Source organism: Streptomyces sp. NPDC014623 (genome assembly GCF_043088245.1).
Taxonomy (GTDB): domain Bacteria; phylum Actinomycetota; class Actinomycetes; order Streptomycetales; family Streptomycetaceae; genus Streptomyces.
This window is the reverse complement of the sequence record NZ_JBIBZU010000013.1, coordinates 92,988-116,624: the sequence shown is the minus strand read 5'-3', so window position 1 is coordinate 116,624 and position 23,637 is coordinate 92,988. Positions and strand designations below refer to the sequence as shown.

At 70.0% G+C, this 23,637-nt stretch carries 20 protein-coding genes and 1 pseudogene; 15 read left to right on the top strand and 6 right to left on the bottom strand.

Going from position 1 to position 23,637, the window contains the following annotated elements; all coding sequences use genetic code 11:
- Nucleotides 1–64 precede the first annotated feature (64 nt).
- From ACF1FZ_RS21465 to ACF1FZ_RS21450, 4 genes are all read right to left on the bottom strand, one after another.
- Entirely contained in the window at nucleotides 65–319 is a 255-nt protein-coding gene (locus ACF1FZ_RS21465) for a hypothetical protein (protein ID WP_391774984.1), read from the bottom strand.
- Complete coding sequence (locus tag ACF1FZ_RS21460) at nucleotides 316–501, bottom strand: hypothetical protein (RefSeq protein WP_391774983.1); 186 nt, start codon at nucleotides 499–501, stop codon at nucleotides 316–318. The genes ACF1FZ_RS21465 and ACF1FZ_RS21460 overlap by 4 nt, the downstream gene beginning before the upstream one ends.
- A complete protein-coding gene (locus ACF1FZ_RS21455; protein WP_391774982.1) occupies nucleotides 498–854 on the bottom strand; it encodes a hypothetical protein in 357 nt (118 codons plus the stop codon). The genes ACF1FZ_RS21460 and ACF1FZ_RS21455 overlap by 4 nt, the downstream gene beginning before the upstream one ends.
- A gap of 87 nt (nucleotides 855–941) precedes the next feature.
- Nucleotides 942–1,226 (bottom strand): helix-turn-helix domain-containing protein, encoded by a 285-nt coding sequence (locus ACF1FZ_RS21450; RefSeq protein WP_391774981.1) that lies wholly within the window; start codon nucleotides 1,224–1,226, stop codon nucleotides 942–944.
- Between the two features lie 494 nt (nucleotides 1,227–1,720).
- Between ACF1FZ_RS21450 and ACF1FZ_RS21445 the strand changes: the two genes are divergently transcribed.
- Nucleotides 1,721–2,347 carry a hypothetical protein gene (locus tag ACF1FZ_RS21445; protein WP_391774980.1) on the top strand — a complete coding sequence of 209 codons (627 nt, stop codon included), beginning with the start codon at nucleotides 1,721–1,723 and terminating at the stop codon, nucleotides 2,345–2,347.
- Nucleotides 2,348–2,361: 14 nt separating this feature from the next.
- On the opposite strand, the gene ACF1FZ_RS21440 is transcribed toward ACF1FZ_RS21445, so the two are convergent.
- A complete protein-coding gene (locus tag ACF1FZ_RS21440; protein WP_391774979.1) occupies nucleotides 2,362–3,846 on the bottom strand; it encodes a recombinase family protein in 1,485 nt (494 codons plus the stop codon).
- Nucleotides 3,847–3,888: 42 nt separating this feature from the next.
- Between ACF1FZ_RS21440 and ACF1FZ_RS21435 the strand changes: the two are divergent.
- The 6 genes and pseudogenes from ACF1FZ_RS21435 to ACF1FZ_RS21410 form a co-directional block, all read left to right on the top strand.
- Nucleotides 3,889–4,461: pseudogene (locus ACF1FZ_RS21435) on the top strand (ATPase, T2SS/T4P/T4SS family); the annotation flags it as partial.
- Nucleotides 4,461–5,324, top strand: coding sequence for a type II secretion system F family protein (locus ACF1FZ_RS21430; protein ID WP_391774978.1), 864 nt, complete (start codon nucleotides 4,461–4,463; stop codon nucleotides 5,322–5,324). The pseudogene ACF1FZ_RS21435 and the gene ACF1FZ_RS21430, both read left to right, overlap by 1 nt.
- A 5-nt stretch (nucleotides 5,325–5,329) precedes the next feature.
- Complete coding sequence (locus tag ACF1FZ_RS21425; RefSeq protein WP_391775109.1) at nucleotides 5,330–6,133, top strand: type II secretion system F family protein; 804 nt, start codon at nucleotides 5,330–5,332, stop codon at nucleotides 6,131–6,133.
- Between the two features lie 220 nt (nucleotides 6,134–6,353).
- On the top strand, nucleotides 6,354–6,590 hold the full coding sequence (locus ACF1FZ_RS21420) for a DUF4244 domain-containing protein (protein WP_391774977.1): 237 nt from the start codon (nucleotides 6,354–6,356) through the stop codon (nucleotides 6,588–6,590).
- A complete protein-coding gene (locus ACF1FZ_RS21415) occupies nucleotides 6,577–6,957 on the top strand; it encodes a TadE family type IV pilus minor pilin (protein ID WP_391774976.1) in 381 nt (126 codons plus the stop codon). The genes ACF1FZ_RS21420 and ACF1FZ_RS21415 overlap by 14 nt, the downstream gene beginning before the upstream one ends.
- Nucleotides 6,954–7,463 (top strand): Rv3654c family TadE-like protein, encoded by a 510-nt coding sequence (locus tag ACF1FZ_RS21410; RefSeq protein WP_391774975.1) that lies wholly within the window; start codon nucleotides 6,954–6,956, stop codon nucleotides 7,461–7,463. The genes ACF1FZ_RS21415 and ACF1FZ_RS21410 overlap by 4 nt, the downstream gene beginning before the upstream one ends.
- On the opposite strand, the gene ACF1FZ_RS21405 is transcribed toward ACF1FZ_RS21410, so the two are convergent.
- Complete coding sequence (locus tag ACF1FZ_RS21405; protein WP_391774974.1) at nucleotides 7,381–9,894, bottom strand: DEAD/DEAH box helicase; 2,514 nt, start codon at nucleotides 9,892–9,894, stop codon at nucleotides 7,381–7,383. The two genes, ACF1FZ_RS21410 and ACF1FZ_RS21405, sit on opposite strands and share 83 nt — an antisense overlap.
- A gap of 79 nt (nucleotides 9,895–9,973) precedes the next feature.
- Between ACF1FZ_RS21405 and ACF1FZ_RS21400 the strand changes: the two genes are divergently transcribed.
- The 8 genes from ACF1FZ_RS21400 (at nucleotide 9,974) to tmk (ending at nucleotide 23,539) form a co-directional block, all read left to right on the top strand.
- Nucleotides 9,974–10,327, top strand: a complete 354-nt coding sequence (locus tag ACF1FZ_RS21400; protein WP_003967428.1) for an STAS domain-containing protein — start codon at nucleotides 9,974–9,976, stop codon at nucleotides 10,325–10,327.
- A 205-nt stretch (nucleotides 10,328–10,532) separates the two neighbouring features.
- The gene (locus ACF1FZ_RS21395) at nucleotides 10,533–10,982 is read left to right on the top strand and encodes an ATP-binding protein (protein ID WP_391774973.1); all 450 of its coding nucleotides are present in this window, start codon (nucleotides 10,533–10,535) and stop codon (nucleotides 10,980–10,982) included.
- A 523-nt stretch (nucleotides 10,983–11,505) separates the two neighbouring features.
- Entirely contained in the window at nucleotides 11,506–14,001 is a 2,496-nt protein-coding gene (locus ACF1FZ_RS21390) for a sodium-translocating pyrophosphatase (RefSeq protein ID WP_391774972.1), read from the top strand.
- Nucleotides 14,002–14,247: 246 nt separating this feature from the next.
- The gene (locus ACF1FZ_RS21385) at nucleotides 14,248–14,874 is read left to right on the top strand and encodes a small secreted protein (protein ID WP_391774971.1); all 627 of its coding nucleotides are present in this window, start codon (nucleotides 14,248–14,250) and stop codon (nucleotides 14,872–14,874) included.
- 140 nt (nucleotides 14,875–15,014) lie between these two features.
- Nucleotides 15,015–16,520, top strand: a complete 1,506-nt coding sequence (locus ACF1FZ_RS21380) for a methyltransferase (RefSeq protein ID WP_391774970.1) — start codon at nucleotides 15,015–15,017, stop codon at nucleotides 16,518–16,520.
- A gap of 349 nt (nucleotides 16,521–16,869) precedes the next feature.
- Entirely contained in the window at nucleotides 16,870–17,067 is a 198-nt protein-coding gene (locus ACF1FZ_RS21375) for a hypothetical protein (RefSeq protein WP_391774969.1), read from the top strand.
- A 280-nt stretch (nucleotides 17,068–17,347) separates the two neighbouring features.
- Nucleotides 17,348–20,242: a type I DNA topoisomerase gene (gene topA / locus ACF1FZ_RS21370; RefSeq protein ID WP_391774968.1), complete on the top strand. Its 2,895-nt coding sequence runs from the start codon at nucleotides 17,348–17,350 to the stop codon at nucleotides 20,240–20,242.
- A 240-nt stretch (nucleotides 20,243–20,482) separates the two neighbouring features.
- The gene (gene tmk, locus ACF1FZ_RS21365) at nucleotides 20,483–23,539 is read left to right on the top strand and encodes a dTMP kinase (RefSeq protein WP_391774967.1); all 3,057 of its coding nucleotides are present in this window, start codon (nucleotides 20,483–20,485) and stop codon (nucleotides 23,537–23,539) included.
- Nucleotides 23,540–23,637: the final 98 nt, after the last annotated feature.

The window sequence follows — 23,637 nt, the reverse complement described above, 5'->3', positions numbered from 1 at the left end:
TTCTGCGAGCTGGGGTGGGGTGTCCGTGTGGGCCGGGCCGCCGTGGTGTGGCCCGGCCGGCGGGTCACCCGGTGTTCTTCAGCTGCTGGCCGAGCTCGTCGGCGAGCTGGGTGATGGCCTGTTGCCAGCGGCGTGCGGCGGCCCGGAGGCATACCTCACTCGGCTGGGCTTCGAGGTCGGCTCGGATGGAGCCGAGCGTGACGTGGAAGCGGGCCTGCTCGGCGACGAGCTGGAGGTGGCGGGCGCCCTGGTCGTCGCCTTCGACGGTGTCAAGGTCGACGGGCTCATCGACGGGCCACTGGCCAGGACGCTCGCTCATGCCGCCTTCTCCTTCTGCTTGGCCGGCTGGTGGAACGCGGCCCTGATGACGGCCTTCTGGTGCTCGCTGAAGGGGGGAGCTTCAGAGACGATGCGTCGGATGCGCTCCCAGTACGCGGCGTCGCCGTAATCGACGCCGGCCGGGCGGCCAGGGACGGCGGCCTCTTCGGTGTGCTGGCTCACGGGCGGGCCGCCTTCGCGTTGGCCTGGTCGGTGAAGTCCGACATGACGAGCGTTTCGAGGCTTCCGGGCAGCGGGGCGAGATCGAGGCCTATTGCGTCGGCGAGGAGCTTGCGGGCGACGGTGTCGCGCTCGAAGTCGTCGCGGCCTGCGGGCAGCAGGACGAGGATCGGGTGGCCCGGGCGGGCGACGACGGCCCCGAAGAAGTTCGGGTCGGTGATGCTTGAAACGGTGATCTCGGCGTTGAGCTGCGTGAACAGCTGGTCGAGGGGCGTGCTGAACAGTTCCTCAACGGTAATCGGAGGGCGGACAGCAGCCTGGGTCGACGGCGACATTGACGTCGTGGGAGCATGCATATGGGACGTTCCTTCCTGGGCGCCGTGGGGGTGTGCAAGACCCCCCGGCGCCTTTTGCTGGTTTGCGCTGGTAGAACGGGCGTTTCGTCAGACGGCGTCGGACGTGCAAGGTCCGGCGCCGTCGCCGTCTCCGGGGGAGACTTTGGCCGCTGTACGGAGAGAGTCGATGAGCTCTCCGTAGGCGAGAGCTTGATCCCCTCGCGGCTTCCTGGTGCCCTGTTCCCATCGCCAGACGGTGGACTGGTCTACCCCGCAAGCTCGGGCGACTTCTCCGATGGACAGGTGTGCGGCCTCGCGTAGTTGCCGGGCTTCACCGCTATGAACGGCAGCTCGAACCCTGGCGAGGCGCAAGATCTGCGCTGCTTGGGCCATGGCGTAACCGTAGCCGACCCCTTGCCGTTGTACAAGGTATCCGGCTAGTTGGTAGGTGTGTCGATATGGCTAGGACTTACTAGCCAGGGGTTGCGTGCCCGAGATCCGTAAGGCGCCTCCGCCGGGTGGGGCGCCGTTGCGTGTTGGCGGAGTCCTCGGCTGGGGCGTCGAGCCTGGGTGCGTGCGTATGAATCGCGATGAGCAGCAGGAATGGCTAGGCCGAGGCGTGACGGGAGGGTGGAGAGATTTCCCGGGGATTGGCTAGCGTCTGGCTAGGACCCGTGTGCATGCCATGCAACCTTCAGCAACGTCTCGCTACGTCGAGCAACGCACAGCTACCTTTTTTGCCCTTGGGATTGGCGAACTTAGGGACAACCAAGGGCACACAAGGGAACACAAGGGCAGCCGGTCGGATTGGTCGATCCGTGCATCTTCCTAGCCAGATCGGCAGTGCGGTCTTGCCATAGCCTTGCCAATCGGGCATGTTATGACCCATGACTGACACACCCCCCGCAGGATGGCGAGTCCTGGCTGCCCCATCGAACTGGGACCTGACCAGCGACGAGCTGAACATCCGGCCCGTCATGATGGACAACTACGTGACGGTGCCCGATGACTTCTTCATGACCATCCAGACGCCAGAAATGATTCAGGAGGGTGATCCGGTGGCGGTCGTCGTTAGCTTCCGAGCTTCGGCTTCGGACGGCGTCACACTCACCCGGATCACCGGTCTCGGTAACCACTGGGAGCGACACCTAGGGCAGATCGTTCAGGCCTTTCCGCCGTCCGGCTGGGCGCAGTACGCGGTAGGCGTGATGGTTGAGTTCCTCCGGCTCTCTCACAGAAGGGCCGAGGCCAGCGAATCTCTTGGCAAGCTGCCGCGGCTGGAGCTAGAAGTCGGCGACCGGGCCTACCTGGACAGCGGGATTCAGCGGCGCCGGCGAATCACGCCAGAGCATCTTCAGGAAGTGGCCAAGATCTATGAGGCGGCGCAGCGCAATGGCACGCCGCCAACCAGGGCAGTGCAGGCGCACTTTGCTGTCTCGCACTCCACGGCGGCGAAGTGGGTCGGTGCTGCCCGCAAGGCTGGGTTCCTGCCACCGCTCGAAACAGGCAGCTGAGGCCGGTACGCCTGTCACCGCTTCCACCGCGTCTCGACTGCTTCGTAGTCGAAGTACCCGCCGTCGGGCATGCGGCCGGGGCGGGGCTTGTGCAGGATCACCCGGAGCAGGGACCGCAGGACCGCGCGCCGGCGGTCGAGGTCGAGCCCGTCCCACGCCTTGCGTACATCGGGCACGCCGACCAGGCCGACGAGCGGATCCTTCACCGCGGCCCGGGCCAGCTGACTGGTGATGCCTTCCAGCTGGGCGCGCGCGACGTCCGAGCCCTCGGTGAACTGGGCCATGTCTACCTGCCCGGCACCGAACATGCCCGCCAGGTCGGTGAGCCGCCGGCGGATCTGCTCGCTCTCCAGCTGCAGTGCCGCGACGTCGACGCCGTCGGCGGCCGGCGCGAGGAGCTCGCCCGCGTCGTCGCGTGACAGCCGCTCGATGAGCAGGTTCTCGATGTACCGGTCGAGGGTCTCGGCCTTCCGCCCGCCGCCGTGCTGGTCATCGCAACGGTACGAGGGATGGTTCCCGCCACCCGTCCGGGTGCACGTGACGTTCGCTGTGCACCCCGGGCGCCCGCATTCGTAGATCAGGGATCCGAACCACTTCGGATTCGGCCCCGGTGACGTAATCCGTGACGGGTTCGTCAGGATCGCCACAACGGCCCTGAAGCGCGGCTCATCCACCGCAGGCTCCCAGGCGCCGCGCCCGATCTCCTCGCCCCTGTAGACGGCGATTCCTGCGTTCCTCGGACGCAGCAGCAGATCACGCGCCGACTGGTGGTCGATCGCCTTGCCCGTCGAGGACTTCAGCCCCTTGTCGGCGAGCCACCGCACCCAGCCCCGGACCGAACCGCCGGCCAGGATCTGATCCGTACCGGCGTCGAGCGCCGCGGCCTCCTCGGGCACCAGCTTGCTCATGTCGAGGACGGGCACGTCGATCTCCTCGTCGGTGCCCTTCACGGTCTTTTTCCGCGTCTCGCCGGTGGGGACGCCCCACCCGAACGGGCGAAGGCCGCCGCCGAACTTTCCGGCCTTTGCCTTCTGCAGGCGAGCCCGCGCCACGCGCTCGGCCTTGTGCTCGGACTCGTGCCGGGCGACGGCCCCGTGAATGCGCGCGGTCATTCGGCCGGACGACGTGGACAGGTCGAGTTCGCCGGCCTGACAGGTGTGGGTGTCGACGCCGCGCCGCTGGCTGAGGTCGATGTACTCCTCGAGCTCAGTGGGGGAGCGGTGCAGCCGGTCGGTGTGCCAGGCGATGACGACGGTGGCGGTGCCCAGCTCGAGGTCGGCGAGCATCCGCCGGTAGTCCTTGCGTGCCTTGCCCGAGTACGCGGACAGGTCGTTGTCGACGTAGACCTCGACGACTTCCCAGCCGTGGGATTCTGCGAGCGCTTCGCAGTCTTCGCGCTGCCGGTCGACGCCGAGGTGGGCGCCGGTGCGGTCCTGGCTGATGCGGACGTAGATGACGGCGCGTGAGGGCCCGGTGTGACGGGCGCGGTTGTGCTTCATTTTCCGAGTGTCCGCCAAGAGGGGTGGCTTTGTCACAGGTTCGGGAAGACGACTCTGCTGTCGAGTCTGCTGGGGGCGGTCGGTGAGCGGGAGCGCATCGTGCTGGCTGAGGATTCGGCGGAACTGCGCCCGGATCATCCGCATGTGGTGCGTCTGGAGTCGCGTCCCGCCAATCAGGAAGGCGCTGGGCGGGTGACGCTACGGGACCTGGTGCGCCAGGCCTTACGTATGCGTCCGGACCGACTGGTGGTGGGAGAAGTCCGGGGCGCAGAGGTGACGGAGCTCCTGGCAGCTCTCAACACCGGACACGAGGGCGGTTGCGGCACGGTGCACGCCAACGCTGCCGAGCATGTTCCGGCACGTCTGGAGGCCCTCGGGACGGCTGCGGGCCTCGATCGGGCTGCTGTGCACAGCCAATTGGCAGCGGCGCTGTCCATGGTCATCCACCTCGTACGGGACACGGGCGGACAGCGGCGTCTGGCCGAAGTGCACGTGCTCGAGCGGAATTCCGCAGGCCTGGTCATCACCGTGCCCGCGCTGCGCTGGGGCGTCGAGGGGTTCGAGCCGGAGCGGGGCTGGGAGCGGCTCAGGGCGCTGATCGGGGAGAAGCCGTGATGGCGACGGGCTCCGACGCGCTGACGCAGTTGCCGACGTGGACGATGGCGGGATGCGCGGGCCTGGCCGGCGGTCTGGCCGTGACGGGGGACCCGGGGGCGCGACGGGCTCGGGTGCTGATGGCAAGACAGGAGGAGCGGTGGGGGCCGACAGCACGGGCCACGGTCCGCGCGTTCCTCGAGGGGCGGAGGGAATGGCTGTGTGCGCCTGTGGCAGTTCTTCTCGCTGCGGCCGGCGAATCGGTGCTACCACTGCTCGCGTGCGCTGTGGCGGTTCCGCTCGTGAAGCGCCGGCTGCGGCGACGGGTGCGGCGGCAGGAGTGTGAGAAGGCTGCTGACGCGGTGACGGCGCTCTGCGGGGCGGTGGTCGGCGAGCTGAGGGCAGGCCGGGAGCCCGGACAGGCTTTGCTCGCCGCGGCGCGGAACACCGGCGCACTTGGTGTTGCCGAACCTGCCGTGCTGGCTGCCGCGCGGTTCGGCGGTGATGTGCCGGAGGCGCTACGGCAGGCGTCGGCAGGGCCCGGCCTCGACGGACTCGCAGGAGTGGCGGCCTGTTGGCGGGTCGCGGTGGACGGCGGGGCCGGGCTGGCGACGGGCCTGGCGCGCCTGGAGAGCTCACTGCGAGGAGAGAGGCGTAGGCGCGACGAGCTCCGGGCGCAGTTGGCGGGCGCGTGGGCGACGGTTGTGGTCCTGGCTCTGCTGCCGGTGGTGGGACTCGGACTTGGGGCGGCTCTCGGAGCGGATCCGCTGGGGGTGCTGCTGCACAGCCCGGGCGGACTCGTCTGCCTGGTGGCCGGGGGGCTGCTGGAGGCTGCGGGGTTGTTCTGGGCATCGAGGATCGTGCGGACCGGGGAGGCGGAGTGAGCGCGATGCCTGGTGCGGGAGTACCGCTGGGGGCGTTGGGGGTGGTGGGAGGCGTGCTGGGTGCAGCCGTGTATCTGACTCTCGCCCTGACCGCCCGGCGACATGCGCGGGCGATACGCAGACGGGGGGCGCTGCTGACCAGATCATGCGCGAGCAGACAGAGGCGGGGGCGGGCGGGCCTGCGGGCGCCGGGCTGGGGCCGGGCGCGGCGGTGGGCGGAGGCCCTGGCCGTCTGGGCAGCAGGCTGGATCCTCGTCGGCGGGTCTGCCGGATGTGGGATCGGTCTTGTGGCGGCTTACGGGGTGCGGCGATGGCAGCGCTCCGTGAGCGGGCGTAGTTCTGCTGGGCGGAAGACCGAGGCTGCTCTGATCGCCCGACAGCTGCCGATCACCGCAGACCTCTTGGCATCCTGCATTTCGGCGGGTGCGGGACCGCGGGACGCGGCGGAGGCGGTTGGGGAATCCATTGCCGGTCCGGTGGGCGAACGGCTGGCTCGTACGGCGGCAGAGATCCTGCTCGGCAGCGACCCGTCCGAGGCATGGGGCCGGTTCGGGGAACTGCCGGGTGCCGCGCCCCTGGCCCGCTGTCTGGAGCGAGCCGCATCGACGGGCGCACCTGCGGCGGCGCCGGTTTCCAGGCTGGCCGACGAGATACGCGCCGAGCGGGCGAGTGCGGCCGTGGCACGTGCCCAGCGGGCGGGCGTGCTGATCACCGCACCGGTGGGGCTCTGCTTCCTGCCCGCCTTTCTGGCGGTAGGAGTGGCGCCGGTGGTGATCGGGCTGGCGTCCGGCTTGCTGCACCGCAGTTGAGCGCGGACAGCCCTGCTCCCGGAGGCCGAATCCGAAAACAGTTCGAGCTCATGACCAGACGGGCCTCAGCTGAGTCCCGAACCGTGAGCCCGGCCGGATGGTCCTCCGGAGCCGGAGCCCTGGCAGCTCCCCGAGCGGGGGCCGGGCCGGGCTCCGGATCGCGCGAAGCGCGAATCGAAGTGCCGGACGAAACGACGTGGATCTGATGATGGGGGCCGAGATGAGCAGGGAAATGATGGGGCGGGTTTCGAGTGCGCTGCGCCGTGCGTGGCGGGCGAGGTTCGGCAGGAGCGCCCGGCGCCGTGGCCTCGACCGGGGGATGACGACGTCCGAGTACGCGGTGGGGACGATCGCAGCCTGCGCGTTTGCGGCGGTGCTCTACAAGGTGGTCACCAGCGGGGCGGTGCTGTCGGCGCTGCAGTCGTTGATCAAGGACGCCCTCGATGCGAAGTTCTGAAGTATCTCGGAGGGACCGGGGGGCCGACGGGGGAGCGGTGACGGCGGAGGCAGCCATGGGCCTTCCCGTACTGGTGGCGTTCGTCATTGCCCTCGTCTGGGCGCTGGTGGCGGCATCGGATCAGATCCGCTGTGTGGATGCCGCGCGGGCCGGAGCACGGGCCGCGGCCCGATCGGAGCCGGAGGCCGCGGTGCGGTCCGCGGCACAGGCGGTGGCGCCCGGAAAGGCCCGGATCGCGGTGGAGCGGGCCGGTGGGTTGTGGCGAGTTCGGGTGGAAGCGCCGACACCGGGGCCCGGACCGCTCAGCCTGACGCTGAGCGCTGAGGCAGTCGCATCGGCCGAAGACACCGTAGGGGTGGATCTGTGAGAAGGACGAGAGGTGGCCCCGGGACCGGGGACCGAGGGCTGGCAACGGTCTGGGTGGCCGTCACGACGGCGACACTTTGTGCTGTCTTCGCGATGGTGCTGGCTCTCGGCCAGGCAGTGTCCGCCCGCCACAGAGCCGGAGGCGCGGCGGATCTGGCCGCGCTCGCCGCCGCCGACCGGGCGCTGCGGGGTGTGGAAGTGGCGTGCGGAGCGGCCAGTGAGGTCGCCGAGGCCCAGAAGGCGGAGATCGTGCGCTGCGGGATCCAGGGCGAGGTCGCCGATGTGACTGTCCGCGTGCGTTTCGGCCCGTACACACCTGAGATCAGGTCGAGGGCGGGACCTCCTGCGGCCCCACCGCCCCCACAGCCCCCGGCCCCTTCGGCGGCGCTGTCATCCGCCGTGGGGCCGGTTCACACGCGTGGCCTCATCCCTCGGCGTTTTTCGCCCGCGGGTCCTCCGAGCCCTCCGCCGGGTGGCCCTCTCCAGGTTCGGGGGGCGCGGTCCTGAGCAGTTCGGTCAGGAGGCGTACGGCGCCCCGTTTGTGCAGGGGATCGTTGCCGTTGCCGCACTTGGGGGACTGGATGCAGGAGGGGCAGCCCGCCTCGCACTCACAGGACGCGATGGCCTGACGTGTCGCCGTGAGCCATGAGCGGGCCGTGTGGAAGGCGCGTTCTGCGAAGCCGGCGCCACCTGGGTGGCCGTCGTAGACGAACACCGTGGGAAGGAGCGTGTCGGGGTGCAGCGGAACGGAGACTCCGCCGATGTCCCAGCGGTCGCAGGTGGCGAAGAGCGGCAGCATCCCGATGGAGGCGTGCTCGGCTGCGTGCAGGGCGCCTCCGAGGATCTCCGGAGTGATCCGGGCGGCATCGAGCTGGTCCTCGGTGACTGTCCACCACACAGCTCGGGTGCGGAGGGTACGGGGCGGCAGGTCGAGTTTGGTCTCTCCCAGGACCTCGCCGGTGATCAGCCTGCGGCGAAGGAAGGAGACGACCTGGTTGGTGACCTCGACGGAACCGAAGCAGAGGCGCCCGTCGCCCCACGGGATCTCGGTGCCGGTCTCCAGAACGCTGATCGCGGTCGTGTCGCGGGCGTTGGTCGAGTAAGGGGGGACGGCTTCCTCCACCAGGGCCACCGAATCCTCCAGATCCAGCGTCCGGACCAGGTATGTCCGGCCCTGGTGGAGATGGACGGCACCCTCGTGGACTGCGGTGTGGGCGGAGGATTCGTCAACGGTTCCCAGCAGACGGCCGGTGCCCTCCTCGACGATCTGCACGGGGCGGCCGCCTCCGCCGCGGATGTCGGTGAGGTCGGCGGCGCGTTCACGGCGGGTCCAGTGCCAGCCTGTTGTCCGCTTGCGCAGCAACTTCGCGGCCGCCAGTTGTGGCAGGAGCTCGGGCACCGCGGGGCCGAAGAGCTCGATGTCGGTTTCGGTGAGAGGGAGCTCCGCAGCCGCGGCGCACAGGTGTGGTGCAAGGACGTAAGGGTTGTCCGGGTCCAGGACGGTGGACTCCACAGGCTGCTGGAACAGCGCCTCCGGGTGGTGGACGAGGAAGGTGTCCAGGGGGTCGTCCCGCGCTACGAGGATGGCGAGAGCACCCTCCCCCGAGCGTCCGGCACGGCCGGCCTGCTGCCAGAGAGAGGCACGGGTGCCCGGATAGCCGGCGATGACCACGGCATCCAGGCCCGAGACGTCGATGCCGAGTTCCAGGGCGGTCGTGGCGGCAAGACCGAGCAGTTCACCGGAGTGCAGTGCTCGCTCCAGAGCCCGGCGTTCCTCGGGCAGGTAACCGCCGCGGTAGGCGGCGACGCGCCCGGGCAGGGAGTGGTCCACCTCGCCCAGCCGTTCTTTGGCGATGAGGGAGATGAGTTCGGCTCCGCGCCGGGAGCGGACGAAGGCGACCGAGCGCACACCCTGGAGGGTCAGGTCGGTCAGGAGGTCGGCGGTCTCAGCCGTGGCGGTACGGCGCACCGGAGCCCCTTTCTCACCGTGCAGCTCGGTCAGCGGCGGCTCCCAGAGAGCGAAGACCATCTCTCCCCGGGGTGAGGCGTCGTCGGCGACCTCTTTGACGGGAAGGCCCGTGAGACGGCCTGCGGCGACCGAGGGCCGTGCCGCGGTGGCTGAGGCGAGGAGGAAGACGGGATCGGATCCGTAGCGGGCGCAGAGGCGGCGAAGACGGCGTAGCACCTGGGCGACGTGGGAGCCGAAGACACCTCGGTAGGTGTGGCACTCGTCGATGACCACGAAGCGAAGAGAGCGGAGGAAGGACGCCCAGCGGGAGTGGGACGGGAGGATGCCCCGGTGCAGCATGTCGGGATTCGTGAGGACGTAATTGGCGTACTGACGCACCCATTCGCGTTCTTCGACCGGCGTGTCCCCGTCGTAGACCGCCGGCCGGATCGCGGAGCCGAGGGGTGCTGCGAGCGTCTTCACCGCGCGGCGCTGGTCGGCGGCCAGGGCCTTCGTGGGGGCGAGGTACAGGGCGGTGGTGCCGCGTCCGTTCGGGGCCTGGGAGCCGTCGAGGAGGGTGCTCAGCACCGGAGCGAGGTAGGCGAGTGACTTGCCGGACGCCGTTCCGGTGGCGATCACGACGGACTCACCGTCCAGGGCATGCTCGGCGGCGGTGGCCTGGTGCGTCCACGGATGGTCGATCCCGGCCTCACCGATTGCCGAGATCACTTCTGGCCGGATGCGGTCCGGCCAGATGGCATGGGTTCCCGCACGCGGGGGCAGGTGCTCCGTATGAGTGATGCGCGCTGCCCGGCCCGCCGCTGCGGCGAGCCGGTCGAGAACCACCGTGGGAGAGGGGCGCGAGCCCGCGTTCTCGGGTGGTCGACTGGGGCGGTGATTCTTGGCCATCGGCACCGAGTGTGTCACTGGTGTGACGGACAATGGTCCCAAGGCGTCGTGCATGGCTGCTGGTAAGTGATTGAATGCCATCGCGGCTGGCGATCCGTCCCCTGGCCTCCGTCGGGGAGACCGAGGGGCGACCGCTCGATAGCAAGGTGCTGGAGGATCCGTGGACCTGTCCCTGTCGACTCGCAATGTGTCCGGGCCTGGTGGCGACCGTACGGTCGTCGAGGTCGGTGGCGAGATTGATGTGTATACCGCGCCCAAGCTGCGCGAGCAGTTGGTCGAGTTGGTGAATGACGGCAGCTACCACCTGGTTGTCGACATGGAAGGCGTCGACTTCCTCGACTCCACCGGCCTCGGCGTGCTCGTGGGCGGCTTGAAGCGTGTCCGGGCCCATGAGGGCTCACTGCGCCTGGTGTGCAACCAGGAGCGCATTCTCAAGATTTTCCGGATCACAGGTCTGACCAAGGTGTTTCCCATCCACACCACGGTCGACGAGGCTGTCGCGGCCACCGACTGACCGTCGGTGCAGGCCGGCAGCTCCCAAGCCGGCAGGCGCGCTGTGACAGACCGGCAGGCGGCAGTGGACGGGTCGCCACGAGCGGGCGGTCGGCCATGTGGCCGGCTGCCGGCTTCGTCGGTTTCCGGAGGAAAGTGAGAGCAGGGGTACCGGGCGCCACGCCCGGGCCCCTGAGATGCATACCCATACGTTCGAGGGGGATGGCATGCCAACCGTTGAACTCCGCTTCAGCGCTCAGCCCGAGCACGTCAGGACGGCCCGCCTCGTGGCAGCCGCCATGGCGCGCCGGGCCGGCGTCGACGAGGCGGTGCTCGACGAGGTCAGACTCGCGGTTGGCGAGGCGTGCAGCCGTGCCGTGGGGCTGCATCGGAGCCATGACATCACTGCTCCCGTCACGGTCGTTCTGACCGAGGAGGAGAAAGCGTTCTCCATCGAGGTCGGTGACGGGCTTCCCGCTCCGGGAAGCGGCGCCTCGGCGTCTGGAGCGCCCGGTGGCGGTGGTCTTGACGGCCCGGAGACCGAGGCCGACAGCGAGGACGAGATGGGCCTTGCGGTCATCAGCGGCCTGGTCGACGACGTGGAGGTGCGCACAGGCGCGGATGGTGGAGTGATCCGCATGACCTGGCCGACGGCTCTGGCCGCTGTGCTTCCCTGACCCACCTCGCCCGGCGCGACAGGAAACCGCCCGGCGAGAAAGAACTCGCCCGGCGCGACCTGCCGGCCCGACGCGGCCCGTCTCGCCCGGGTCATCCTGCCTCGTATGGGCCGTGTCCGGGCCGCGCCCCTATCGTGCGCATACGGCCTCCCATGGTCCCGCGCCCTCTCATGCGGGCCCGCGCCCCCTCGTGCGACCGGCCTCCCTTGTGCGAGCCGCGTCCTGCCGCCTGGCGCAGCCTCCGGACCGCCCCGTGCGCCATGGACGCCGGCATCCGGGAGCAGGCGTGATCGCGTTTTCGGGTCCTGCTGAGCAGGGCCTTTCCTGCGGTGTTTGATCAATGATCTCCGAAATTCCGTGTGCGCCACACATCTGCCCATTACTGCATTCGGGTCCATATGCCGGCGAGATCATTTGTCATTGGGTGGACGGAAGTCGATTTCATTGACCACCCACTGTTTTGATCAGGCTCTGCTCCCTACAATCCGTCCACGTCTTGAGCGCTCAGCGTCAAGGAGGACGTATGGCGGAGTTCCTCAACACCCCGATGGCAGAACTGGCGCACGTTTCCGTATCTTCCGGCCGGCCCGCCTCGTCGGCAGCCGCAGTACTCACCGACGGCAACCGGCTGATCGTCGCCGTCATCGCAGTCGTCGCCCTTGCCGCGCTGGTCGTGGCCCAGTTGCTCGTGCGCCAGGTCCTGGCGGCCGATGAAGGCACCGAACGCATGAAAGAGATCGCGGCGGCGGTCCAGGAAGGCGCGAATGCCTATCTGGCCCGGCAGTTGCGTACCGTCGGCGTCTTCGCCGTCGTCGTGTTCTTCCTGCTTCTGCTGCTCCCGGCCGACAACTGGTCGCAGCGTGCGGGGCGCTCGTTGTTCTTCCTGGTGGGTGCGCTTTTCTCGGCAGCTACCGGATACATCGGTATGCGACTCGCTGTCCGCAGCAATGTGCGGGTGGCCGCCGCCGCGCGTGAGGCGACTCCCGCCGAGGGGGAACCGGAGAAAGACCTCGCCGCCGTCTCACACAAAGCGATGAAGATCGCTTTTCGCACCGGTGGTGTGGTCGGCATGACCACGGTGGGCCTCGGCCTGCTCGGCGCTTCCTGTGTGGTGCTCGTGTACGCCGCGGACGCGCCCAAGGTTCTGGAGGGTTTCGGTCTCGGTGCCGCGTTGATCGCCATGTTCATGAGGGTCGGGGGTGGCATCTTCACCAAGGCCGCCGATGTGGGCGCCGACCTCGTGGGCAAGGTGGAGCAGGGCATTCCCGAGGACGATCCGCGCAACGCCGCCACCATCGCCGACAACGTGGGCGACAACGTCGGTGACTGTGCGGGTATGGCTGCCGACCTCTTCGAGTCGTATGCCGTGACGCTCGTGGCCGCACTCATTCTGGGCAAGGTCGCCTTCGGGGACGCAGGGCTCTCCTTTCCACTGATCGTCCCGGCGATCGGGGTGGTCACCGCCATGATCGGGATCTTCGCGGTCGCTCCCAGGCGTGCCGACCGCAGTGGGATGAGCGCCATCAACCGCGGCTTCTTCGTCTCCGCCGTGATCTCGCTCCTGCTCGTGGCGGTGGCGGTCTTCGCCTATCTGCCGTCCTCGTACGCCGAGCTGGACGGGGTCACCGACACCGTCATCACCTCACACGGCGGTGATCCGCGTGTCTTCGCACTGGTCGCCGTGGCCATCGGGATCGTGCTCGCCGCCCTGATCCAGCAGCTCACCGGCTATTTCACCGAGACCAGCCGGCGCCCTGTCCGGGACATCGGGAAGTCCTCGCTGACCGGTCCGGCGACCGTCGTCCTCGCGGGGATCTCCATCGGCCTGGAGTCGGCCGTCTACACCGCGCTCCTGATCGGTCTCGGCGTCTACGGAGCGTTCCTGCTCGGCGGTACGTCGATCATGCTGGCGCTCTTCGCGGTGGCGCTGGCGGGGACCGGTCTGCTCACCACCGTCGGTGTCATCGTCGCGATGGACACCTTCGGACCGGTTTCCGACAACGCCCAGGGCATCGCCGAGATGTCCGGGGACGTCACAGGTGCGGGAGCCCAGGTCCTCACGGACCTGGACGCCGTCGGCAACACCACCAAGGCCATCACCAAGGGCATCGCGATCGCCACGGCGGTCCTGGCGGCGGCCGCGCTCTTCGGCTCGTACCGGGATGCCATCGCCACGGCGGTCGACGACGTGGGGGCCCGGGCGGGGGAGCTCGGGCTGAGCCTGGACATCTCGCAGCCGAACAACCTGGTCGGTCTGATCCTCGGAGCCGCGGTCGTCTTCCTCTTCTCCGGGCTGGCCATCAACGCGGTCTCCCGTTCTGCGGGGGCCGTGGTCCACGAGGTGCGGCGGCAGTTCAGGGAGCACCCCGGAATCATGGACCACACGGAGAAGCCGGAATACGGCCGCGTCGTCGACATCTGCACCAAGGACGCGCTGCGCGAGCTCGCCACGCCCGGGCTGCTCGCGGTCCTGGCGCCGATCGCGGTGGGATTCACCCTGGGGGTCGGAGCCCTCGGCTCCTACCTGGCGGGGGCGATCGCCACCGGCACCCTCATGGCCGTCTTCCTCGCCAACTCCGGTGGTGCGTGGGACAACGCCAAGAAGCTCGTCGAAGACGGCCACCACGGTGGCAAAGGCAGCGAGGCCCATGCCGCGACGGTCATCGGTGACACGGTCGGTGACCCTTTCAAGGACACGGCAGGTCCCGCCATCAACCCGCTCCTCAAGGTGATGAATCTGGTGGCACTGCTCATCGCCCCCGCCGTGGTGCAGTTCAGTTACGGCGACGACGCGAGTGCGGGGGTACGGGCCCTGGTGGCCGTCATCGCCCTCGTCGTCATCATCGGCGCGGTCTATGTGTCCAAGCGGCGGGGGATCGCCGTGGGCGACAGCGACAGCGACAGCGACAGCGACAGCACGGGTGGCGGCAGTGGTGGCGGCGGGGGCCGCCCTGCCGACTCCACGGGGCCGGCGGCCTCCCGCGAGACCCGCGGTCAGGGGCGTTCGCCTGAGGCATGACATCTGATCAGTGGGACGGCGGACGGCGCGATGTGAGGTGCCGTCCGCTGTTCCGGTGAAGGGACGGTCCCCTTCCGGAAGGACTTATTCCGCATGTGTGTCCGAGGGAGCGGGTGAGTTGTATCTCCCTCGTTTCCCTTGGTGCGAATGGCTGCAAAAGCATATATATCGGATGCAGGGCGCCTGATTGCCGCGCACGCGGCGTGTAAGTTCCGGGGCCGAGAGCCTTGGAAGGGACCCAATCCGGTGAACAAGAAGCTTGCAGCCGCACTGTCCGGCGGTGCGGTACTCGTACTGACGCTGTCGGGCTGCAGCGACGACAGCGACAACAAGGTGAACGACTGGGCGAAGAAGGTCTGCGACCAGGTCCAGCCGCAGTTGCAGAAGATCGCGGACGCCAATGCCGCGATCCAGCAGCAGACGGACGATGAGAGCAAGCCCGCAGACGTCCAGAAGACCGACTCGGCTGCATTCCAGCAGATTTCGCAGGCGTACAAGGCGCTGGGCGCGGCTGTGCAGTCGGCGGGAGCTCCCCCTGTGGACGGCGGGGAGACCACGCACAAGGAGGCCGTGAAGGAGCTCAACGCTTCGTCGACGGCCTATGTGAGCCTGAAGACGAAGGTCGACGCGCTCGATCCGAAGGACCAGGCGAAGTTCGCCGATGGCCTCAAGAGCATCGCCGATGAGCTGACGAAGATCAGCACCAACGGTGACCAGGCGCTGAAGAAACTGCAATCCGGCGAGGTCGGTTCCGCGATGGCGAAGCAGAAGGGCTGCCAGAAGCCGACGGCCTCGGCTCCCCCCGCCTCCGCCCCGTCCGCCGCGGCGCCGAAGTCCGCATCGCCTTCGGCCTCGGCGAGCGAGAAGGCGTAGCGGCCGACGTCTCCGTAGCGGCCGACAGCCGTTGTGGTCGGCGTGCCGTAGCGGTCGTGACCTCCTCGCGGCAGCTGCCCGGCCGTCCCTCGTGGGGCCGGGCAGCTGCCGTTGTCGGTGGGAGCGGACACAATGGGCGGGTGAGTACGACCAGCCTCCCCGCATCCGACCGTGCCCCCCGGCTCCGTGAAGCCCTGATCGCCGCCGCGTTCACTGCTGACGGCCTCCTCGAGCGGCTCGGCGCGCCCGCGTACGCAGCGCTCGCGCGTAGCGAAACCGTCCCGGCGCTCCGGGCCACCCGCGGGGACTCTCCGCTCGACACGCTGGTGCGGCTGTTCCTTCTGCAGCGCCCCGTTCCGGCTGCCGCGGCTGCCGCGGCCCTCCCTCTGGCGGAATGCGTGGCGGACGGCTGGGCCGTCCACGAGGGCGACCTGGTGAGAGCGACGGTCGACGTGCGGCCCTACGGCGGGCCCGACGGCCAGGACTGGTTCATCGTCTCCGACCTGGGATGCGCGGTCGGCGGGGCGGGCGGTATCGGCTCGCACGAGGAAGGCGTGGTCCTCGGCGTCGGCGGGGCCTCCACCACGCTCGCCGGGATCACCGTACGGAAGTCCGTGGCCTCTGCCCTCGACCTCGGTACGGGATCCGGTATCCAGGCCCTGCACGTCGCCCAGCACTCCACCCGGGTCACGGCCACGGACGTCAACCCGCGTGCGCTGGAATTCACCCGTCTGACTCTTGCCCTGTCCGGAGCCGCCCCCGCCGATCTGCGGGAGGGCTCCCTCTTCGAACCGGTCGGCGACGAGACGTACGACCTGATCGTCTCCAACCCGCCCTTCGTCATCTCCCCCGGCGCCCGGCTGACCTACCGCGACGGCGGCATGGGCGGCGACGACCTGTGCCGGACCCTCGTGCAACAGGCGGGGGGCCGGCTCAACGAGGGCGGGTACGCCCAGGTCCTCGCCAACTGGCAGCACGTGGAGGGCGAGGAATGGCAGGACCGGGTGCGCTCCTGGGTGCCCGCCGGCTGCGACGCCTGGATCGTGCAGCGTGAGGTGCAGGACATCACGCAGTACGCCGAACTGTGGCTGCGCGACAGCGGCGACCACCGCACCGACCCGGTCGTCTACGCCCAGCGGTACGAGGCCTGGCTGGACGAGTTCGAGGCCCGCAGCACCAAGGCGGTCGGCTTCGGCTGGATCACCCTCCGGAAGTCCGCCGCGGCCGCCGCCGGTACCCCTTCGCTCGTGGCCGAGGAATGGCCGCACGCGGTGGAGCAACCCCTCGGGCCCGCCGTCGAGGCCCATTTCGCACGGCAGGACTATCTGCGGGAGCACGACGACGCGGCTTTGCTCGCGGCGCGCTTCACCCTTGCCGAGGAGGTCGTCCAGGAGCAGGTCGGGCTGCCGGGCGCCGAGGACCCCGAGCACGTGGTGCTGCGTCAGCACCGCGGGATGCGGCGTGCGACCAAGGTCGACGCGGTCGGGGCCGGATTCGCAGGCGTGTGCGACGGTTCGCTGCCCGCGGGCCGCATTCTGGATGCCATCGCCCAGTTGACGGCCGAGGACCCGGTGCTGCTGCGTGACCGTACCCCGCAGGCGATCCGACTCCTGGTGGAGGAAGGCTTCCTGGAGCCCGTGCGGTGACATGACGTCGCGTCACCGCACGGGGCCGGCCGCCCCGTCCGCCGTCGCGTTCCGTTCCTGCGCCCGGCACCGGGCTCCGGGCGCTGGGCGTGCGTCTGACCAGCGTCTTCACGTCCGCGGATGTGCCGCTCCGGTGCGCCTGCGGATTCCGCTCACGGCCGTTCCCCGGGTAGCTGCGCGGTGTTCATCCGGGGTTCGTACCCGCGATGTCCCGGCGTGGCAGCCTCCCTTCTGCCGGGTCACCCGACAGCCCTGCCGAGCCACCGGGCGGGACGCGGGAACCACGGGAAACGCGACAGCTACGAGCGCCACGGTGTCAGCCGAGGGGAAGAGCGGAAGGGGTGCGGACATGGAGAGCGTCACCGCGGTCTTCGCCGGTGCGGCATTCGCACTGTTCGGTGCCGCCCTCCTCGTCTGGACGGGGGCGCGCACCATTCGGCGCGCGCCGGTTGCGCTCGGTGTGAGCCCCGTCGCCTCCGCCGTTCTCGCCACGCTCTTCGGCATACTCTTCCTCGTCCTCGGCGTGTGGTGCTTCACCCGCATCTGATCCACTTCCCCGGCAGGGGACGGCGGCCTCGGGCCGGCCACTCCGCGGGCTCCTCCGCCGGATCTCGAAACCCGCAGGCGAAAGCCGTGTGAAGAGCGGACCGGGCAGTCCGGGCGGCAGGAATGGCGGAAGTCGGGTTACCGTTCGAGTGGCCGTTGCGGGCTTTTGCCGTTTGACACGGGGGCGGGTTGTACCGTCACACTCCGCAGCGACAGCACCGCGGGCAGCGTCAGAGCGCTGCCCGGATGCCCACGAGTGCCGACCGGAGAGAAGAGCGAAGTTGTCCCCGACCAGCGAGACCGCAGGCCGCCGACTCGTCATTGTCGAGTCGCCTGCCAAGGCGAAGACGATCAAGGGCTATCTCGGCCCCGGATACGTCGTCGAGGCGAGCGTCGGGCACATCCGCGACCTGCCGAACGGCGCCGCCGAGGTGCCGGATGAATTCACCGGTGAGGTGCGCCGCCTCGGTGTGGACGTCGAAAACGACTTCCAGCCGATCTACGTCGTCAACGCAGACAAGAAAGCCCAGGTCAGGAAGCTCAAGCAGCTCCTCGCCGAATCCGACGAACTCTTCCTCGCCACCGATGAGGACCGCGAGGGCGAGGCCATCGCGTGGCACCTGCAGGAAGTCCTCAAGCCCAAGGTCCCGGTCCACCGGATGGTCTTCCACGAGATCACCAAGGACGCGATCCGGGCCGCCGTCGCCAATCCGCGCGAGCTCAACCAGCGCATGGTCGACGCCCAGGAGACCCGCCGTATCCTCGACCGTCTCTACGGCTACGAGGTCTCGCCGGTCCTGTGGAAGAAGGTCATGCCGCGGCTCTCCGCGGGCCGTGTCCAGTCCGTGGCCACCCGCCTCGTCGTCGAGCGCGAGCGTGAGCGCATCGCCTTCCGGTCCGCCGAGTACTGGGACCTGACCGGCACCTTCGCCACCGGCCGCGCCGGATGGGGCTCCCCCCGGACGGAGCCCGGGGGAGCCTCCGACCCCTCGACGCTCACCGCCCGCCTCAGCGCGGTCGACGGGCGCCGCATCGCCCAGGGCCGCGACTTCGGCCCGGACGGCCGGCTCAAGCCCTCCTCGGGCCGGACTCTGCACCTGGACGAGGTGAATGCCCGCGCCCTGGCCGCGGCACTCACCGACTCCACGTTCGCGGTCCGCTCGGTCGAGTCCAAGCCGTACCGCCGCTCGCCGTACGCGCCCTTCCGCACGACGACCCTCCAGCAGGAGGCGAGCCGGAAGCTGGGCTTCGGGGCCAAGGCCACCATGCAGGTGGCGCAGAAGCTGTACGAGAACGGCTTCATCACCTATATGCGTACGGACTCCACGACGCTCTCGGACACCGCGGTCTCCGCGGCCCGGGCACAGGTCACGCAGCTGTACGGGGCGGACTACCTGCCTGACAAGCCACGCACGTACGCCGGGAAGGTCAAGAACGCGCAGGAGGCGCACGAGGCGATCCGCCCCTCCGGCGACCGCTTCCGCACCCCGGCCGAGACGGGCCTCACCGGTGACCAGTTCCGGTTGTACGAGCTGATCTGGAAGCGGACCGTCGCCTCCCAGATGAAGGACGCCACGGGTAACTCCGTCACGGTGAAGATCGGTGGCCGGGCGAGCGACGGCCGCGACGCCGAGTTCTCCGCGTCCGGCAAGACGATCACTTTCCACGGCTTCATGAAGGCGTACGTCGAAGGCGCGGACGACCCGAACGCCGAGCTGGACGACCGCGAGCGCCGTCTGCCGCAGGTCGCCGAGGGTGACGCGCTGACCGCCGACGAGGTGACCGTCGACGGCCACTCCACCAAGCCGCCGGCCCGTTACACCGAGGCCTCGCTGGTCAAGGAGCTCGAAGAGCGCGAGATCGGCCGCCCGTCGACGTACGCCTCGATCATCGGGACCATCCTGGACCGTGGCTACGTGTTCAAGAAGGGCACGGCCCTGGTGCCGTCGTTCCTCTCGTTCGCCGTGGTCAACCTGCTGGAGAAGCACTTCGGCCGGCTCGTCGACTACGACTTCACCGCACGCATGGAGGACGACCTCGACCGCATCGCACGGGGTGAGGCCCAGTCCGTGCCGTGGCTGCGGCACTTCTACTTCGGCACCGGTGACGACACCGCCGGTGCGGGTGCCGCCTCCGCCGCGGGCAACGGCGACGGGGACCACCTCGGGGGCCTGAAGGAGCTCGTGACGGACCTGGGCGCGATCGACGCCCGCGAGATCTCCTCGTTCCCCGTCGGCAACGACATCAAGCTCCGCGTCGGCCGCTACGGCCCGTACATCGAGCGTGGCGAGAAGGACTCCGAGGGCCACCAGCGCGCGGACGTGCCGGAGGACCTGGCGCCGGACGAACTGTCCGTGGATCTCGCGGAGGAGCTGCTGGCCAAGCCGAGCGGCGATTTCGAACTCGGCACCGACCCGGTCAGCGGCAACCAGATCATCGCGAAGGACGGGCGTTACGGCCCGTACGTCACCGAGGTGCTGCCCGAGGGCACCCCGAAGACGGGCAAGAACGCGGTGAAGCCGCGGACCGCGTCGCTCTTCAAGTCCATGTCGCTCGACACGGTGACACTGGCCGACGCCCTCAAGCTGATGTCCCTGCCGAGGGTCGTCGGCGAGGACGCCGAGGGCGTCGAGATCACCGCGCAGAACGGCCGTTACGGGCCGTACCTCAAGAAGGGCACGGACTCGCGTTCCCTGACGTCCGAGGACCAGCTCTTCGACATCACCCTCGACGAGGCCCTCGCGATCTACGCCCAGCCGAAGCAGCGCGGGCGGGCCGCCGCCAAGCCGCCGCTGAAGGAACTGGGCACGGACCCCGTGAGCGGGGCTCCGGTGGTCGTGAAGGACGGACGCTTCGGCGCGTACGTCACCGACGGCGAGACGAACGCGACACTGCGGACCGACGACAGCGTCGAGGACATCACACCCGAGCGCGGCTACGAGCTGCTCGCCGAGAAGCGGGCCAAGGGCCCGGCGAAGAAGAAGACGGCGAAGAAGGCCCCGGCCAAGAAGGCGGCCGCGAAGAAGGCCACGACGGCCAAGAAGGCGACGGCGAAGAAGACGGCCACCGCCAAGACGACGGCCGCGAAGAAGACGGCCACCGCGAAGAAGGCGCCTGCGAAGAAGACGGCCGCCGCGGCGAAGGAGACGGCTTCGGCCTCGTCCGAGGAGAGCTGACCGCCCGGCGGCCGACGGCGGGAAACCGGCCGCCGGACCCCGGCCGCAGAGCCCGCGGTGAAGGCCGGGTGTCGGCTGTGCGGTGGTGGAGAGAGCCGGCCACCGGCTGTGCCCGGACGCCGGAAGGGCCGGGGCGACCCGGCCCTTCCGGCGTCCGCGTGAGGCGCTGCCCGCACGTTCCTTGGTCATATGTTCGGACGCGGCCCCCGGGCACCGCACCGCTCCCGATAGGCTGGGCGGATGACGCGAGCCGAGCAGCCACCGGTCGTGAGCCCCACCTCCGACACACTTGCCGCAGACTCACGCGAGCGCGCCGTACGAGCCCTGTTGCGTGTTCCCCCGCTCAGGCGGTTGTGGAGCGCCCAGCTCGTCGGCGGTATCGGCGATTCACTCGCCCTTCTCGTGTTTGTGCTGTTGTCGCTGCAGTCGGCGGTCCTCGAGGGCTCCTTCGGGTCCGGATACCGCGGGGCGGCCTTCGCCGTCGCCGCCGTGTTCGGTGCCCGGATCCTTTCCACCCTGCTCTTCGGAGCCGTGCTCCTGGGGCCTCTCACAGCGCTCACGGCGCCCGGCGGTCCGGTCGACCGTCGCTGGCTGATGATCGGGACGGACGGGCTGCGGCTCGCGCTGCTGGTCGTCGCGCCCCTGTGGATCGACTGGATGCCGGACAAGGCACTCATGATGATCCTGATCACCGTCTTCGTGGCGGGTGCGGGGGAGCGGCTGTGGGCGGTGGCCAAGGAGAGCGCGGCTCCCGCACTGCTTCCCGCCCCGCCCCCGGAGGGCGCCGCCGTGCGCCCGCTGCCGGACCACCTCGACGCCCTGCGCAGGCTCTCCCTCCGGACGAATTTCCTGGCGGTCCCGGCGGCCGCGGCCGTACTGGTCGTCGCCTCGCTGATCGGTGAACTGCTCGGCACCGGCTTCGACTGGTTCTCCTTCCACCAGGCCGCCCTCGGTTCCTACGTCGCGGCGGGACTCTTCTCCGCCTCGGTCTCGATCCTGTACTTCCTCGAACTCCCCGCCACCCAGACGCCGCGCCCGCGCTCGCCCCTGGAGGGCCTGCGCCGGCCGGCCACCGGCACGGGATCCGACAAGGGCCGCACCGGCAGCATCCCGCTGGTCGTCGCCGCGTGCTCCGCGGTCGCCGGGGCGATCGCCGCCGCTGCGGCCGTCTCCGTGCTGCACGCCGCCGACCTCGGCGGCGGGCCTGCCACCTTCGCCCTGCTGATCCTGGCTCTGACCGGCGGCACCGCCCTCGGTATCCGTACCGCGCAGAAGGTGCTGCCCGCCCTGTCGCGGCGCCGGCTGCTCGCACTGGCCGTCGCCGTCACGGGTGTGTCGCTGCTCGCGCTCGGCCTGGTGCCCGATACGGCCACCGGGCTGCTGATCGCGCTGCTCGCCGGTTACGCGGCAGGGGTCGCCGCCCACATCGGGCATGCGGTCATCGACCAGGAAACGGAGGCTTTCCGGCAGGCCAGGACCACCGAGCACCTCCAGGCAGTCGTCCGGGTGCTGGTCGCGCTCGGCGCGGTGGGCGGCCCGCTGCTCGCCGCGGCCATCGGGCGCCACCGGCTGGGATCCGGCGACTTCGTCTTCGCACACGGTGGAGCGGCCTTCGCGCTGATGCTCATCGGTGCTCTGCTGCTGCCGGTCGCGGTGATCGTCCTCGCCAGGACCGACGACCGTGCCGGTGTGCCGCTCCGCCGTGACCTGCGTGAGGCGCTGCGCGGCGGCGACCCCGCCGTCACGACCGCAGCGAACGGTTTCTTCCTCGCCCTGGAGGGCGGCGACGGAGCCGGCAAGTCCACCCAGGTCGAGGCGCTCGCCGAATGGATCCGGGCCAAGGGCCACGAAGTCGTCGTGACGCGTGAGCCGGGGGCCACCCCGGTCGGCAAGCGGCTGCGTTCGATCCTCCTGGACGTCTCGTCGGCCGGCCTGTCGAACCGAGCCGAGGCCCTCCTGTACGCCGCCGACCGTGCCGAACACGTGGACTCGGTCGTCCGTCCGGCGCTGGAGCGCGGCGCGATCGTCATCTCGGACCGCTACATCGACTCGTCCGTCGCCTACCAGGGCGCCGGCCGGGACCTGGCCCCGACCGAGATCGCCCGGATCTCGCGCTGGGCGACGAGCGGACTCGTACCGCACCTGACGGTGCTCCTGGACGTCGACCCGGAGACGGCACGGGAACGCTTCACCGAGGCGCCCGACCGGCTGGAGTCCGAGCCTGCCGAATTCCACACCCGGGTGCGGTCCGGCTTCCTCACCCTCGCGGCGGCCGACCCGGCCCGTTACCTCGTGGTGGACGCCGGGCAGGAACCCGAAGCGATCACCACCGTCGTACGCCACCGGCTCGACCGGCTCCTGCCGCTCTCCGAGGCGGAGATCAAGGCCCGGGAAGAGGCGCGCAGGGCGGCCGAGGAGGAAGCCCGGCGCAAGGCCGAGGAAGGGGCGGCCCGCAAGGCCGAGGAGGAGCGGCTGGAGCGCGAGCGGCAGGCCCAGCTCGCCAAGCTCCGGGCCGAGGAGGAGGAGCGCAGGCGCCGCGAGGAGGAGGAGGCGCGGCAGCGCGAGGCCGAACGGCAGGCGGAGGAGGCCAGGCAGCGCGCCGAGGAGGCCCGTCGCCGTGCCGAGGAGGAGCGGGCGCGTCTCGAGGCCGAGGAGCGCGCACGCGAGGCCGAGCAGGAGCGGCTGCGGGCACAGGCGCAGGAAGAGGCGCGGCTGCGCAAGGAGGCGGAGGCACTGCGCCTGGAGAAGCAGCGCAAGGCGGAGGAGGCGCTGGTGAGGGCCGAGGAGGCCCGCCGGCGCGCCGAGGCCGAGGCGGCTGCCCGGGCCGGGGAAGCCGCTGCCGCCCAGCGTCCCCAGGGGTCCGGCCGGTCCGGCTCCGGCGGACCGGCCGTGCCGGACAACGAGCTCACCGTCCCGACTCCGGTCGTGAATCCGAACGAGATCACCCAGCCCGTGCCCGTCGCCCGGCCGGACAGCCCGGCGGACGAGACGGCTGTGCTGCCGCCGGTGCGGGACGAGAGCCCGTCCGACCGCGTACCGCCGGGTGTCTTCCGCGACGAGCACCGTGCTTCTGCCGCCGAGAGCGAGAACGAGCGCACGCGTGAACTGCCGCAGGTCGAAGACCCGGAGGCGGGCCGGGAGGCTCGGGACGCTCCTGGTCGCCGGAAGCGGCCGCGTCCCGACTGGGCCGAGGAGACGCCGCTCGACGACCTGCCGTCCCTGGCCGACGAACTCCTCGGCGGCAACGACGAGGAGCAGGGCGGCTCAGGGCGGAGCGGGCGCCGGCCGCGCCGCTGACGGGCGGACGGAGAGCCCGGGACGGAACGCCGGGGTTGTCGGACCCTTCCCGCACAATGGTGAGGCGCTGGGATTCCGGCGTTCCCGCAGCACACCAC